This is a genomic window from Sphingobium yanoikuyae (assembly GCF_013001025.1).
In the GTDB taxonomy this organism is placed as follows: domain Bacteria; phylum Pseudomonadota; class Alphaproteobacteria; order Sphingomonadales; family Sphingomonadaceae; genus Sphingobium; species Sphingobium yanoikuyae_A.
In genome coordinates, this window is record NZ_CP053021.1 from 909,195 (window position 1) to 924,035 (window position 14,841).

At 66.5% G+C, this 14,841-nt stretch carries 13 protein-coding genes; 6 read left to right on the forward strand and 7 right to left on the reverse strand.

All coding sequences use genetic code 11. The features are described 5' to 3' along the window. Positions 1-15: 15 nt before the first annotated feature. Complete coding sequence (gene hisI / locus HH800_RS04755) at positions 16-402, forward strand: phosphoribosyl-AMP cyclohydrolase (RefSeq protein WP_004207696.1); 387 nt, start codon at positions 16-18, stop codon at positions 400-402. Then, positions 389-922 carry a hypothetical protein gene (locus tag HH800_RS04760; RefSeq protein WP_169860336.1) on the forward strand — a complete coding sequence of 178 codons (534 nt, stop codon included), beginning with the start codon at positions 389-391 and terminating at the stop codon, positions 920-922. The genes hisI and HH800_RS04760 overlap by 14 nt, the downstream gene beginning before the upstream one ends. A gap of 36 nt (positions 923-958) precedes the next feature. On the opposite strand, the gene HH800_RS04765 is transcribed toward HH800_RS04760, so the two are convergent. The 4 genes from HH800_RS04765 to HH800_RS04780 form a co-directional block, all read right to left on the reverse strand. Then, the gene (locus tag HH800_RS04765) at positions 959-2,263 is read right to left on the reverse strand and encodes a M20/M25/M40 family metallo-hydrolase (protein WP_169860337.1); all 1,305 of its coding nucleotides are present in this window, start codon (positions 2,261-2,263) and stop codon (positions 959-961) included. 72 nt (positions 2,264-2,335) lie between these two features. Further along, the gene (locus HH800_RS04770; RefSeq protein WP_004207693.1) at positions 2,336-2,995 is read right to left on the reverse strand and encodes a YitT family protein; all 660 of its coding nucleotides are present in this window, start codon (positions 2,993-2,995) and stop codon (positions 2,336-2,338) included. Between the two features lie 93 nt (positions 2,996-3,088). Continuing rightward, the gene (locus HH800_RS04775) at positions 3,089-4,225 is read right to left on the reverse strand and encodes an aspartyl/asparaginyl beta-hydroxylase domain-containing protein (protein WP_169860338.1); all 1,137 of its coding nucleotides are present in this window, start codon (positions 4,223-4,225) and stop codon (positions 3,089-3,091) included. 40 nt (positions 4,226-4,265) lie between these two features. Further along, entirely contained in the window at positions 4,266-5,462 is a 1,197-nt protein-coding gene (locus HH800_RS04780) for an MFS transporter (RefSeq protein WP_004207691.1), read from the reverse strand. 184 nt (positions 5,463-5,646) lie between these two features. Between HH800_RS04780 and HH800_RS04785 the strand changes: the two genes are divergently transcribed. Continuing rightward, positions 5,647-6,519 (forward strand): EamA family transporter, encoded by an 873-nt coding sequence (locus HH800_RS04785; protein WP_169860339.1) that lies wholly within the window; start codon positions 5,647-5,649, stop codon positions 6,517-6,519. Between the two features lie 109 nt (positions 6,520-6,628). Here the strand turns inward: HH800_RS04785 and HH800_RS04790 are convergent, their stop codons facing one another. Genes HH800_RS04790 through HH800_RS04800 form a run of 3 tightly spaced genes read right to left on the reverse strand, consistent with a single transcriptional unit; the run spans position 6,629 to position 10,582 of the window. Then, complete coding sequence (locus tag HH800_RS04790) at positions 6,629-7,309, reverse strand: L,D-transpeptidase family protein (protein WP_169860340.1); 681 nt, start codon at positions 7,307-7,309, stop codon at positions 6,629-6,631. A 60-nt stretch (positions 7,310-7,369) separates the two neighbouring features. Continuing rightward, on the reverse strand, positions 7,370-9,637 hold the full coding sequence (locus HH800_RS04795; RefSeq protein WP_004207688.1) for an NADP-dependent malic enzyme: 2,268 nt from the start codon (positions 9,635-9,637) through the stop codon (positions 7,370-7,372). A 27-nt stretch (positions 9,638-9,664) separates the two neighbouring features. Beyond that, entirely contained in the window at positions 9,665-10,582 is a 918-nt protein-coding gene (locus HH800_RS04800; protein WP_169860341.1) for a LysR family transcriptional regulator, read from the reverse strand. A gap of 96 nt (positions 10,583-10,678) precedes the next feature. Here HH800_RS04800 and HH800_RS04805 point away from each other — a divergent pair, with 96 nt between their 5' ends. The 3 genes from HH800_RS04805 (at position 10,679) to HH800_RS04815 (ending at position 14,731) form a co-directional block, all read left to right on the forward strand. Continuing rightward, positions 10,679-12,793, forward strand: a complete 2,115-nt coding sequence (locus HH800_RS04805) for a malate synthase G (RefSeq protein WP_169860342.1) — start codon at positions 10,679-10,681, stop codon at positions 12,791-12,793. 65 nt (positions 12,794-12,858) lie between these two features. Next, positions 12,859-13,485: a glutathione S-transferase family protein gene (locus HH800_RS04810; RefSeq protein ID WP_136186878.1), complete on the forward strand. Its 627-nt coding sequence runs from the start codon at positions 12,859-12,861 to the stop codon at positions 13,483-13,485. Further along, positions 13,472-14,731, forward strand: a complete 1,260-nt coding sequence (locus HH800_RS04815) for a M24 family metallopeptidase (protein ID WP_169860343.1) — start codon at positions 13,472-13,474, stop codon at positions 14,729-14,731. The genes HH800_RS04810 and HH800_RS04815 overlap by 14 nt, the downstream gene beginning before the upstream one ends. The last annotated feature ends 110 nt before the right edge of the window (positions 14,732-14,841 follow it).

A 14,841-nucleotide genomic window follows, 5' to 3' on the forward strand; every position in this document is an offset into this window, starting at 1 on the left:
GATTATAGCGCGCGGATGGATGACGCACGCGACCGGGGGCTGACCCTCAACCCCAAATATGACGATCATGGCCTTATCACTGCGGTGGTGACCCATGTCACCTCGGGGGAAGTGCTGATGGTGGCGCATATGAATGCGCAGGCGCTGGCGCTGACGGTCGAGACCGGCCTGGCCCATTTCTGGTCGCGCAGCCGCCAATCACTGTGGAAGAAGGGCGAAAGCTCCGGCCATATGCTTGGCGTGCGCGACATCCGGATCGACTGTGACCAGGATGCCGTCTGGGTGCTGGCCGAGCCGGCGGGACCGACCTGCCACACCGGCGCGCGGTCCTGCTTCTTCCGCCGGATCGGACCCGATGGGCTGAGCGCGGTCGATGAACCGGGTGTCGATGCGGCGCACTAGCCTTTTCCTCGCATGTCTTCTGGCCGGGTGCCAGCAGGCCGCGACGCCGGGCGCAGCCGCGCCCGATCGCGCCGGGGCCGCGGCTTCGGGGCTGGAGCGCGCGGCGATCGCGACCGGCGCCATTGCCGATGCGTCGAAGGTCGCGCCGGTCGGGCTGTATCAGCGGAGGCATGAGGCAGGGCGGGATTCGCTTTGCGTCCTACCCGCCAAGTCGGGCGACTATCGTTTCGGGCTGGAGGCGATTTTCGGCACCGAGCAGAGCTGCCATGGCGCAGGCACGGCGCGGCGGGCCGGCGACAAGCTGATCCTGAGCTTTTCCGGGGGCAAGAAGTGCATCATCGTCGCCCAATATGATGGCGACCAGGTGGCGCTGCCCGGCGTGGTCGACATGGCCTGTGACCGGCTGTGCGACGGGCGCGGCAATCTGGAAGGGGTGACCTTCCCGCGCATCGCCAATGATGCGGGCGCGGCCCTGCGTGCGCGCGATCGCGAGGATGAACCGCTGTGCGAGGCGGACTGAACGGGGCCGGCATATCTACCAGCCCCATCAGGTTGATCAGCGATAGCCGGCTGCGGCGAGCAGGGCGACCAGGTCCATGCGCTTGACCTTGAGCGATTCCGGCGCCGCCACGTCGATCCATTCGTCGGGCGAATGGCCCCGGCCGCCGGTCGCCGCGCGCGGGATGGTGATGGCCGGGATGCCCAGGCTCATCGGCACATTGGCATCGGTCGAACTGAAGCTCATCCGCGCGGTGACGCCTTCGGCAGCATAGGCAGCGGCGGTCTGGCGGACCAGCGCCGTATCGGCGGCAGTGCTGCCGGCCGGACGATCGCCCACGACCTTCTTGTCGACGCGGATCGGGCCTTCCTTGATCGAGCGGGCGCCATTTTCGGTCGCGACGGCCTTGTCCACCGTGGCGAGGAACGCCTGTTCCAGCTTGGCCAGTTCGGCAGCACTTTCCGATCGCATGTCGACCTGCAGCCAGACTTCCTGCGGGATGGCGTTGACCGAGGAGCCGCCGCCCACGACGCTGGCGCTGTAGGTCGTCTTGGGCGACTGGGGCACCGGGATCTTGTAGAGATCGACGATCGCCTGGCTCATCGCCGTCATCGGATTGACCAGGCCGAAGGCGCCGAAGCTGTGGCCGCCGGGGCCGGTGAAGGTCAGGCGATAGCGCTTTGATCCGACGCCGCCATTGATCAGGCCATCGACCGAGCCATCGTCGATCGAGAAGAAGCTGGCGATGCGGTCCTTATATTTGCCCTTGTGGAACAGCTGCTTCATGCCGCGCAGGTCGCCCAGGCCTTCCTCGCCGACATCGCCGACGAACAATATGTCCATCGGCGCGCTGATATTGGCGCCGACGATCGCCTTGATCAGGCTCAACTGGGTGGCGAGGCCGGCGACATCGTCCCCGACGCCGGGCGCGTGGAGCTTGTTGCCCTCGCGCCGGACCGTGACCGGCGTGCCTTCGGGAAAAACGGTGTCGAGATGGGCGGACACGACGATCAGCTTGCCGCCGGGCTTGCCGCTGCCACGGCGCAGGCCCAGCACATTGCCGCCCTCGTCAATCTCCACATCGGTAAGGCCGGCGGCGCGGAACATGTCGGCATAGGCCTTGGCCCGCGCCTCTTCCTTGAAGGGGGGCGCCGGAATCTGGGTCAGGGTGACGATATTGTCGACCCACTGGTCATGTTCGGCCTCCAGCGCGGCGAAGGCGGCCTTGACCGCGGGACGCGCGCGGATCGCGGCAATGGCGCGGGCATCGGCCGGTGCGGTCGCGCTGGTGGGCGTGGCGGCACGGACCGGAACCGACAGGGCCGTGCTGGCCAATATTATACAGAGCGCGAACCGCTTCATTCTGGACCCCTTTTATGATGGGCGCACCGGCATGGGCGCCGGGGTCCGTCTAGCCGGGGAGGCCGGCGCGCATCAATGGCCGATATAGCGGCCGGGGCGGTGGTTGACGAACAGCACGGCGTTGATCGCGGCGGCCGACAGGACGGACAGGCCAAAACGCTCGGCATTGAGGATCGGCAGCGAGGCGAGCAGGATCAGCACGTCGCAGGCCATCTGGGTGCGGCCGGCATTCCAGCCGCGCGATTTCTGCAGGATCAGCGCGACCACGCCGACACCGCCCACGCCCGCGCCATGGCGGGCGATGGCCAGGATGCCGAAGCCGATGATCGAGCCGCCGAACAGCGCGGCGAAGAAGGGGCTGATCCGGGCGATTTCCATCGCATAGGGCATGGCAAGGCCGACCCCCATGATCGCGATATTGGCGAACAGGGTCTTGAGGCCGAAGGCCATGCCCATCGCCCGCCCGGCGAACAGGAAGAAGGGAATGTTGATCAGCAGGAACAGCGTCGCGGGCGAAAGATGGATCAGATAGGACAGCAGCAGCGCGATCCCGGCCATGCCGCCGGTCACCAGCTTTGCCTGTTTCAGCAGCATCAGCCCCATGGCGATGAAAGCGCAGCCGATGGCGATCGCATAGAAATCCTCGGCAGGACTATGCGGCCGCGCGACATGGGCGGGCGGAACGGGCAGGGCAGGAGACGGCGCCGGGGGCGTCGGGTCGATCGAGGTCATGGCATGTCCGAAAAGCGTGAGCGCCCCGTGCCATCCTCTCTTGTCGTCTTTGTCCGCGCCCATAGTCGCAGACGGGCATTCTGAAAAGGGGCGTTAACCGGCGTCGACCTGTTTCGGGCCGAACTGGTCGATCGCTTCGAACAGGCGTGTGAGCGCGATCCGTTCCTCCGCGTGGATTTCCGGGCGCCAGACTTCGAACAGCAGGACGACGCGGGTGTCATTGCCCCGGTTCCAGGCCTCATGTTCGATGCTGTCGTCAAAGATCAGCATCTCGCCCGGCGCCCAGGCGCGGGTTTCGGCGCCGACCCGCAGCGCGCAATTGTCGGCCACGATCAGCGGCAGATGACAGATCAGGCGGGTGTTGAGCAGGCCATGATGCGGCTGGATATGGGTGCCGGGCTTGAGCAGCGACCAGAGCGCCATGGGCGAACGGCCGGCAATCATCGGGCGATCGGCATGGTCGAGCGCGGCCATGACGGCGGGGCAGCGGGCGGCATGGTCCGCCACGATCTCGCCCTGTTGCCAGAAATAATAGGCGCCCCAGGAGGGATCGTCGCGCAGCGGGTTGTTGGGCGCCGGGCGATCGGTCGGCGTCTGGACATAGGGCGCGAAATCGGGGGCGCCGGCACGGACGTCGTTGAGTTCGGCGATGATGGCGTCGGTTGCCGCCTCTATTGCTGGCACCCAGGCAAATTCGTTGCGCTCGTAAAAAGCGCGCTGCGGCAGGCCGGGGAAATAGAACATGCTGGGTTGTTGCAGATAGAGTTCGCTTTTCCCCAGCAGCAGATCGGTCGCCTGCGCAATCCGGGGCAGGGCAGGAAGATCGGCGATGGCGGCGCTCAGATGATCCTCGAACTTGCGGCCGGACTGGGCAATGCTGGCCTGCGCCTGTTGCAGCAGCGGTTGCAGCGCGGGGGGCGCGCCGGTGGCCGCCGCCTGCGCCAGGGCACCGCGGAACCAGATCGATGCACCGCGCTCGTCGCCGCGCCGGATCAGGTTCTGGCCCATTGCCAGCATGGCGGGCAGGTTGCGCATATCCTGTTGCAGGATGCGGTTGAGCGCTGCCTGTTCGCCGTCCAGGTCACCCAGCCGATTGCAGGCCTGGGCCAGCAGCATGGCCGGGGGATCGGCCATTTCGGAGAGGGTGGCGCGCGCCACGGCCGCGTCGCCGCGGCGCAATGCGGCGATTGCCGCGTCCTGTAAGGTCTGTTCGCGTGCCCGATCCGTCATCCGCCCGCCTTAGCCAGCGGAACGGATGGAAGGAAGCGGCTTATTCGCAGGGCACCAGCGCGGGCTGGGCGCTGCGCCGTGCGGTGGCGATCGCGACCAGATAGATGGCCAGGCCGCCCAGCGACAAGGCGCAGCCGATCCAGCCGGTCGACACCAGGCCATAGCCCGCCGCGATCGACAGGCCGCCCAGCCAGGGGCCGAGCGCATTGGCGATGTTGAAGGCGCTATGGTGCAGCGCGGCGGCCAGCGTCTGGGCGTCGCCCGCAACATCCATCAGTCGCGCCTGCAACGGCGTGCCCATGCCGCCGCCAATGCCGATCAGGAAGACGATGAGGCTGAGGCTCCAGATATTGCCGGCCATGAAGGGGAAGAGAGCCAGCGCAACCGCGCTCCACACGAGGATGCCGATGACGGTGCGGTTGAGCGCGCGGTCGGCGAGCCAGGCGACGGCCAGATTGCCGACCGTCATGCCCAGGCCAAAGACGATCAGGATCAGCGGCACCAGGGTTTCGGACACATGGGTCACCTCGATCATGGTCGAGGCGACATAGGTGTAGACCGCGAACAGGCCGCCAAAGCCGATCGCGCCGGTCAGCAGGGTCAGCCAGACTTGCGACTTGCCGAGCGCGCTCAGTTCACGCATCGGGCTGGCCTTCGGATCGCCGGCGTCACGCGGAGCGTAGAGGGCGACCAGGCTCATGGTCAGCACGGCGAGCGCGCAGACCACGAAGAAGCCCGAGCGCCAGCCCAGTATCTGGCCCATCCAGTTGGCGACCGGCACGCCCAGCACCGTGGCGATGGTCAGGCCCGACATCACCTTGGCGATCGCCAGCGTGCGCTTCTCGATCGGCACCAGGCTGGCCGCGACCAGGGCGGCGACACCGAAATAGGCGCCATGGGGCAGGCCCGAAAGGAAACGGAAAAGCAGCATCCAGTGATAGCTGGGCGACAGCGCCGACAGACCATTGCCGACAGCGAACATCGCCATCAGCGCGATCAGCAATGTGCGGCGCGGCAGGCGCGCGGCAAAGGCGGCGATCAGCGGTGCGCCGACCACCACGCCCAACGCATAGGCGCTGATCGCATGGCCGGCGGTCGGCAGGTCGATGTGGAGGTCGCGCGCGAAGAAGGGCAGCAGGCTCATGGAGGCGAATTCGGTCGTGCCGATCGCAAAGGCGCCCACGGACAGCGCGAAAAGGACGAGCGCGGGGTGCGCCTTGTGGGACTGGCTGCCCATGACAAGCTCCATGCTGCAATGCAAAATGACGGAAGTCCGCCAGATGGGCCGAGTGACAGCGATGGTCAAGGCTGCATACGTATGAGATTCTTGCAACTGGCAACGCATCTGGTGCAACGCGGCATCGAATGACGCTTTTTCATTTTATCGTATATGGTATTCGACAGGCATGGGCAGGAATGAGATGAATGGGCAGGGTGCCGTGCTGGCGGGGGCGGGTGCCGTGCTGGCCTCGCTGCTGTCGATGAATATGGGCGCGGCCTTTGCCAAGACGCTGTTCCCGATCGTCGGTGCCTATGGCATTGCGGCGCTGCGCATCTTCCTGGCGGCGATCCTGCTGATGCTGTTCCGGCGGCCATGGCGCCGACCGATTCCGGCCGATGTGCGCTGGCCGCTGCTGATCTATGGCGCGACCCTCGCGCTGATGAACCTGCTCATCTATCAGGCGTTCGCCCGCATTCCGCTGGGCATTGCCATGGCCATCGAGGTGACGGGGCCGCTGGCGATCGTGCTGTTCGGGTCGCGCCGGCCGCGCGATTTCCTGTGGCTGGGGGCGGCGGTGATCGGCCTGCTGCTGCTCTTGCCACTGCGCAGCGACGCCGTGCTTGATCCTTTGGGTGTCATCTTCGCTGTCGGGGCGGCGGCCTGCTGGGCGCTTTATATCCTGACCGGCAAGCGGGTGTCGGGCGCGCTGCGCGGCGATGCGGTCGCCTGGGGCATGCTGGCGGCGGCGGTCCTGGTGCTGCCGGTCGGGCTGACCCATGCCGGCGCGTCGCTCTTTTCGCCCTGGGTGCTGATGGTCGGGCTGGCGATCGCTCTGTTGTCGAGCGCCTTGCCCTATTCGCTGGAGATGGAGGCGATGCGGCGCCTGCCCGCGCCGGTGTTCGGCCTGTTGCTGAGCGCGGCGCCGGCGATCGGCGCACTGGCGGGCTTCGTCGTGCTGGGTGAGCGGCTGACGGCGCTGCAGGGCGTGGCGATATTCTGCATCATCGCGGCATCAGGCGGCAGCGCGCTGACGGTGCGTCATGCGCCGGCGATCGAGGATGCGCCGCAATAGAGCGCGCTGCGTTAAATCCGACGCAGGTCGCGCGCTCTAAGTTTTTGTTGTCGCATCGTTTTAAGCGCAAAACCGGTTCCCACTTTTGCGCACGATGCTCTAGGGCCGGTCAGCCGCTGACGACGGCCTTGCTGGTATCCAGCATCTTGCCGTTGGTGATGATGACCATGTCGCCGACCTTGGTGACGCCGAACAGCTTCTGCGCAAATTCCTTGGGCACGCCGATGCAGCCATGGGTGGCATAGCCCCATTTGACGTCGCTGCCATGGATGGCGACGCCGTCGCTGGTCAGCCGCTGCATATAGGGCATGGGCGCGTTGTTGTAGGTGCTGGAATAATGGTCGGCGTCCTTCTGCATGATCGGGAAGGCGCCCAAGGGGCTCTGCTTGTCGGTCGCGCCATAGAGGATGACGGCGGCGCCGATTTCATAGCCGTCGCGGAAGACGGAAAGGGTCTGGGCTTTCAGGTCGACGGTGATGATGACCGGCCCCTTGGCCGGTGCGCCTTCCTCGTCCCAGGCATAGTCGCCATGTTCGAAAGGCCCCTCGATCTTGAGCACGCGCTTGACCGCCAGGGCGTGGGGATCAACCTTCATGCCCTGGTCGCTGCGCCGCTCGACCAGCGGCAGCGGCTTGGGCGCGGCGGCGGCCTCGGCCGGTTTGGCCTGGGTCGCGTTGCCGCCGTTGCGATCAATCTTGTCGGTCAGCAGCAACGCGCCGCCGCCCAAGACGGCGCCGATCAGCAGTTTCGGGCCAAGGCTGCGAGCCAATGTGCCGATGACGCCTGCCATGATCTTCCTCGCTTCATCCTTTGCCGGTCAAGCTAATAGCCTAACCGGCAAAGGTTAAGGTCAGCCTTCGCGCGCCACTTCGGCGGCGGCGATGGCGGTCAGGTTGAGGATGCCGCGCGCGGTGACGCCGGGCGTCAGCACATGGATCGGCTGGGCGGTGCCGATCAGCATCGGCCCGACCGTGGGCGAGCTGGACGAGGCGCCGAGCGCCGTCAGCGTGATATTGGCGGCGTCGAGGTTCGGCATCACCAGCAGGTTGGCCGGCCCCTCGAACCGGGAGTCGGGGATCAGCCGTTCGCGCAGCGCCTGGCTGAGCGCGGCGTCGGCGTGCATTTCGCCATCGACCGCCAGCTCCGGCGCGGCCTGGCGCACCAGGTCGAGCGCGGCGCGCATCTTGCGGGCGCTGGGGCTGTTCGACGCACCGAAATTGGAGTGCGACAGCAGCGCCACGCGCGGCTTCAGGCCGAAATGCTGCAACTCGGTCGAGGCCAGCAGTGTCATTTCTGCAATCTGGTCGGGCGTCGGGTCCGGCACCATATGGGTGTCGGTGATGAACAGCGCGCCGGCGTCGAGGATCAGGCCCGACAGCGCATAGATGCGGCTGTGGTTGGGCGCGCGATCGATGATGCGCAGCACATGTTCGACCTGGCCCCAATATTCGGAGCGGCCGCCGACCAGCGCGGCGTCGACCCGGCCGGTGCGCAGCAGCATGGCGGCGGTGACGGTCGGGCGGCGATAGACATGGCGCAGGATTTCGTCTGGCGGCACGCCCTTGCGCGCGGCGATGGCGCGATAGGCCTCGACCAGTTCGCGCATGATGTCATGATCCGTCTCGGGATCGATCACCTCGACATCGCGGTCGAGCTGGAAGCTGAGGCCCATGTCGGCCAGCTTTTGTTCCAGCAGGCGGCGGCGTGCGACGATGGTCGGCTTGACGATGCCTTCGTCCAGACCGTCCTGGATCGCACGCAGCACGCGCTCATCTTCGCCCTCGCCATAGACGATGCGGCACTGGCTGCCGCGCGCGGCATGGAAGACCGGCAGCATCAGCTGACCCGAGCGGGTGTTCTGGTGCGACAGGGCGCGCTTATATTCTTCCAGATCCAGCGTCTTGGTGGCGACGCCGCTGTCCATCGCCGCCTTGGCCACAGCACCGGCAATCTCGCCGATCAGGCGCGGATCGAACGGGGTCGGGATGATGTAATCGGCGCCGAACACCAGCTTGCGACCGCCATAGGCCTGCGCCACGCTGTCATGCGCGGGCATGCGGGCGAGGGCGGCGATCGCGTCGGCGGCGGCGACCTTCATCGCTTCGTTGATCTGGGTCGCGCCGCAATCCAGCGCGCCGCGGAAGATATAGGGGAAGCACAGGACGTTGTTGACCTGGTTCGGATAGTCCGACCGGCCGGTGGCGATGATCGCGTCCGGGCGCACTTCGCGCGCGGCTTCGGGGCGGATTTCCGGCTCCGGATTGGCGAGCGCGAAGATCAGTGGATTGGGCGCCATCAGCGGCAGCCATTCCGGCTTCAGCACGCCCGGCGCCGACAGGCCCAGGAACAGGTTGGCGCCCGGCAGCACGTCGGGCAGGGTGCGCGCGTTGGTGTCACGGGCATAGCGCGCCATGTTGGGCAGCATGCCTTCGCGGCCCGAATGGATGACGCCGTCCTTGTCGGTCATCGTCACATTGTCGATCGGCAGGCCCATCGAAACGAGCAGGTCGACGCAGGCGAGCGCGGCAGCGCCCGCGCCCGAGGTGACGAGCTTTGCATCGGCCAGGGTCTTGCCCTGCAGCACCAGCGCGTTGCGCACGGCGGCGGCGACGACGATGGCGGTGCCATGCTGATCGTCATGGAAGACCGGAATGTTCATCCGTTCCTTCAGGCGCCGTTCGATCTCGAAACATTCGGGCGCCTTGATGTCTTCCAGATTGATGCCGCCAAAGGTCGGCTCCAGCAGGGCGACGGCTTCGACGAACTTGTCCGTGTCGGTGGTGTCGACTTCGATGTCGAACACGTCGATGTCGGCGAACTTCTTGAAGAGGACGGCCTTGCCTTCCATCACCGGCTTCGACGCCAGCGCGCCGATCGCGCCGAGGCCGAGGACGGCGGTGCCGTTGGAGATGACCGCGACCAGATTGCCGCGCGCGGTATAGTCCAGCGCCTTGGCGGGATCGGCAGCGATCTCCTCGCAAGGGGCGGCCACCCCCGGCGAATAGGCCAGCGCCAGATCGCGCTGGTTCACCATGCGCTTGGTCGGCTCGATCGCGAGCTTACCGGGCTGGGGAAGGCGGTGATAGTCTAGGGCGGCGCGGCGGGTGTTATCGTCCATGCGATGCGCCTTAGAGACTGTGTTCCGCTAGGGCAAGCCAGTGCGGTCCGTCCGCGACTCCCACGGCGGCGCAAGGGCATATTGCGCAGCAAGAAAGTCGACGAAGGCGGTTATGGCCAGCGGCGGATTGGCCTGTGGCAGTTGCACGGCATAGAGGGCGACGTCGCTCGACCCTTCATGATCGGGCAGGATCTGGCGCACGTCGCCCTGCGCCAGCGCGTCGCTGATGTCCCACAGCGAACGCAGCGCGATGCCGCTGCCCGACAACGCCAGTTCGCGCACGACTTCGCTGCTGTTGGTGCGGATATGGCTGTGGCCATCGATCGCGACCGGCCCCTTGGGGCCGATCAGCCGCCAGGGCAACTGGCCGTCGGCGGCGAGCAGGCGGTGCTGCTTGAGGTCGGCGATGCGGCGCGGCGTGCCGAAGCGGTCGAGATAGGCGGGCGCGGCGCACAGGATGCGGCGATTGGGCGCCAGCCGCCGGGCGGTGAGGCCGGCACCCGGATCGGCGGCGATACGGATGGCCAGGTCCGCCCGGCTTTCGATCAGGTCGACATAGTCGTCGGACAGGTCGAGCCGCAGGTCGATGCGGGGATGGTCGTCCAGGAAAGGCTGAAGATAGGGGGCAAGATGCATGCGGCCAAAGGAGGTCGGGGCGGTGATTCGCAGCGGGCCGGACGCAATCGCCGACACGCCCGACACGCGACGTTCGGCTTCGTCGAGAGAGGCGAGGACCGCGCGCAGGTCGCCATGGAGCCGCTCGCCCGCCGGGGTCAGCGCGAGCCGGCGGGTGGTGCGGTGGATCAGCCGGGCGCCCAGCCTGTCCTCCAGCCGGGCCAGCCGCTTGGACATCATCGCGGGGGAAATGTGGAGCCGCCGTCCGGCGGCCGCCAGCCCGCCTTCATCGACGATGCTCACGAACAATTCATGGTCCGGGTCCATCATATTCGTTCACCACAGGAAAGTCTCTATTCGAATAATAGCGTCTACACGGCATAATTGGAAAGGCGTAAAAGGACGGCATAGCAAGGAGTGGATTGCATGACCGACCGTATGACGGACCGCGCCGGCCTGAAGGTTGCCGCAACGCTGGCCGACTTCATCGAGCAGCGCGCGCTGCCGGGCACGGGCATTGATGCCGACGCCTTCTGGGCGGGCACTGCCGACATATTGGCGCGCTTCACCCCCGACAATGCGGCGCTGCTGCGCACGCGCGATGACCTGCAGACGCAGATCGATGCCTGGCATCAGGTGCGCCGGGGACAGGCGCATAATGCCGCCGCCTATCAGGCCTTCCTGCGCGAGATCGGCTATCTGGTCGAGGAACCCGCGCCGTTCGAGATCGGCAGCGGGAATGTCGATGCCGAAGTCGCCCGCATGGCCGGGCCGCAGCTGGTCGTCCCGATCCTCAACGCCCGTTTCCTGCTCAACGCCGCCAATGCGCGCTGGGGCAGCCTGTATGACGCGCTCTATGGCACCGATGCCATTGCGGGCGCGGCTTCGGGCAAGGGCTATGATGCGGCGCGCGGGGCGCAGGTCATCGCCTGGGCCAAGGCGTTTCTGGACGATGCGGTTCCGCTGGCGACAGGAAGCTGGGCCGATCTGGCGGGCGGAGAAATCGTCCTGGCCGATCCGGCGCAGTTTGTCGGCACCAGCGAGAAGGGCAGGTTGTTCCGTCATAATGGCCTGCATATCGAGGTCGTCTTCGACCCGGTCCACCCGATCGGCGCGACCGATCCCGCCGGCATATCCGACGTCATCCTGGAATCCGCGCTGACCACCATCTGCGACCTGGAGGATTCGGTCGCGGCGGTTGACGCGGCGGACAAGGTTACCGCCTATGCCAACTGGCTGGGGCTGATGCAGGGCGACCTGACCGAGACGTTCGAGAAGGGTGGGAAGTCGATGACCCGCGCGCTCAATCCCGATCGCAGCTATAGCGCGCCCGATGGCAGCAGCTTCACGCTGCCGGGGCGCAGCCTGTTGTTCGTCCGCAATGTCGGTCATCTGATGACGACGCCGGCGATCGCGCTGCCCGATGGGCAGGACGCGCCCGAGGGGATCATCGACGGCATCGTCACCAGCCTGATCGCGCTGCATGATCTGGCGAAGGCGGATGGGAACAGCCGCGCGGGCAGCGTCTATATCGTCAAGCCCAAGATGCACGGGCCGCAGGAAGCGGCCTTCACCAACCGCCTGTTCGACGCGATCGAGGATATGCTCGGCATGGCGCGCCACACGATCAAGGTCGGTGTCATGGATGAGGAGCGGCGCACATCGGCCAATCTGGCGGCCTGCATCCACGCCGTCCGCGACCGGATCGTCTTCATCAATACCGGCTTCCTCGACCGCACCGGGGACGAGATGCACACGTCGATGCAGGCCGGGCCGATGATCCGCAAGGGCGAGATGAAGGCGAGCGACTGGATCACGGCCTATGAGGATCGCAATGTCCAGATCGGCCTCGCCTGCGGCCTGTCGGGCCGGGCGCAGATCGGCAAAGGCATGTGGGCGGCGCCCGATCGCATGGCCGACATGCTGGAGCAGAAGATCGGCCATCCCAAGAGTGGCGCCAACACCGCCTGGGTTCCGTCCCCGACGGCGGCGACGCTGCACGCGACCCATTATCATCGCATCGACGTCTTCGCCCGTCAGGAAGAACGCAAGGCCGAGGGCATTGCGTCGCTCGACAAGTTGCTGACCATTCCCGTCGCGGTCGGCCGCAATTTCTCCGAAGAAGAGATCGCGCAGGAACTGGACAATAATGCGCAGGGCATATTGGGCTATGTCGTCCGCTGGATCGACCAGGGCGTCGGCTGTTCCAAGGTGCCCGATATCCATGATGTCGGCCTGATGGAGGATCGCGCGACCTTGCGCATTTCCTCGCAGCATATGGCCAACTGGCTGCTGCACGGCGTCTGCACCGCGGAACAGGTTGATGCTGCGCTGACCCGCATGGCGGCCAAGGTCGATGCGCAGAATGAAGCCGATCCGCTCTATCAGCCGATGAGCGGGCGCGAGGGCGAGAGCCTGGCCTTCCAGGCGGCGCGCGCCCTGGTGTTCGAGGGTGTAGAGCAGCCCAATGGCTATACCGAGCCGTTGCTGCACGCCTATCGCGCCCGTGCCAAGGCGGAGGAAGTCCTCGAGATAGCGTAAACTTCGCTGTCACTCTTTCCCATGCTGCGTTAGCCCTGATCGGGTCGCAGCATGGGAGAGGCGCCATGACCATCATCGTCCATCATCTGAACAATAGTCGTTCGCAGCGCATCTTGTGGCTGCTGGAGGAACTGGGCGAGGCTTATGACGTGCGCCGCTATGAGCGGGACCGCAAGACGATGCGGGCGCCCGCTGCCCTGCGCGCCGTCCATCCGCTCGGCCGGTCGCCGGTGGTGGAGGTGGATGGTCATCGGCTGATCGAGACCGGGGCGATCATGGAATATCTGGTCGCGCGGGCCGGTGGTCGCTTCGGCGCGCCGACCGATGCAGAGGGCGCGATCCGCTGGCGCCAGTTTCTCCATTATGCCGAAGGATCGATGATGCCGCCGCTGCTGGCCCTGCTGGTGGTCGGCAAGCTGGGCCTGCTTGGCCGACCGGCACGGCCGACGGTTCAGGGGATGCTGGACGATCATCTCGACTGGCTGGAAAGCGAACTGGCAAGCCGGCCCTATTTCGCCGGGCCGGACTTCTCCGCCGCCGACATGATGATGAGCTTTCCGATCGAGGCGTCGCGGGCACGCGGCGGGCTTGACGAATCGCGTCCGCATCTGATCGGGTGGCTGGAGAGAATACAGGCGCGGCCCGCCTATCAGGCCGCGCTGCGCACCGGGGGACATTATGCTTACGCCTGATCGCCGCACCTTGCTTCGCTATGCCGCTGCCGGGGTCGCCACCGCGCTGGTCAGTCCGCGCCTATTCGCGCAGGAAAAGGCAATCGAGGCGCTCCAGTCGATCACGCGCGACGTCACCCCGATCGGCAAGGCCGAGCGCGCCGACCGGCTGGCGCGGGCGCAGAAGATGATGCAGGCACAGGGCATCGACGCGCTGCTGGTCGAGCCGGGCGCGAGCCTCATCTATTATAGCGGCATTCGCTGGTGGCGCTCCGAGCGGCTGACCGCGCTGGTCATTCCGGCCAGCGGCACGCCTCTGGTCGTCTGCCCATTTTTCGAGAAGCCCTCGATCGACGAATCGCTCGCCATCCCGGCCGAGGTCCGCGTCTGGCAGGAACATGAAAGCCCCTATGCGCCGATCGCCGACTATCTGAAGGCACGGGGCCTGGACAAGGGGCGGATCGGCATCGAGGAGACGGTCCGCTATTTCGCGGTCGACGGGCTGAAGGCCGCGCTGCCCGCCGCGACCCTGGTGAAAGACCCGGTGACGCGGGCCATCCGCATGCGCAAGACGGCGGCCGAGATCGCGCTGATGCAGAAGGCAGCGGACGTCACCATGGGCGCCTATCGCTGGACCCATCCGCAGGTGAAGGCGGGCATGACCCCGGCCGATATCGGCGCGCTGATGACGGCCGCGACCAGTGCGCTGGGCGGCAAGGGCGAGTTCAACCTGATCCTGCTGGGCGAAGCGGCCGCCTATCCGCATGGCTCGGGCAAGCCGCAGTCGGTGCGCGCGGGCGAGGTGGTGCTGATGGATTGCGGCTGCACGGTCGAGGATTATCAGTCCGACATCAGCCGCACCTTCGTCTATGGCGCTGCGCCCACCGCGCAGCAGCGCAAGGTGTGGGACGAGATGGCGCAGGGGCAGCAGGTCGCGATCCGGGCGGCGAAGCTAGGCGTGGCGGCCGGTACGGTCGACGATGCGGTCCGCGCTTATTATGAGAAACTGGGCTATGGCCCCGGCTACAAGCTGCCCGGCCTGTCTCACCGCACCGGCCATGGCATCGGCATGGAGGGGCATGAGCCGGTCAACCTCGTCCATGGCGAAACGACGAAGCTGGACGTCGGCATGTGCTTTTCCAACGAACCGGGCCTCTACCTGCCCGGCGCGATGGGCGTGCGCATGGAGGACTGCTTCCACATGACCGCGCAGGGGCCGCAATGGTTCTCCAGACCGCCGATGTCGATCGAAGAGCCGATGGGGTAATTCCTCCCCGGAACGGGGAGGGGGGCCGCGCCCGGAAGGGCGTGGTGGAGGGGCAGGCGCCATGAGCGCTTCGCGTGACTGAAAGTCTCCGACTGCCCGCCGGTGCCCCT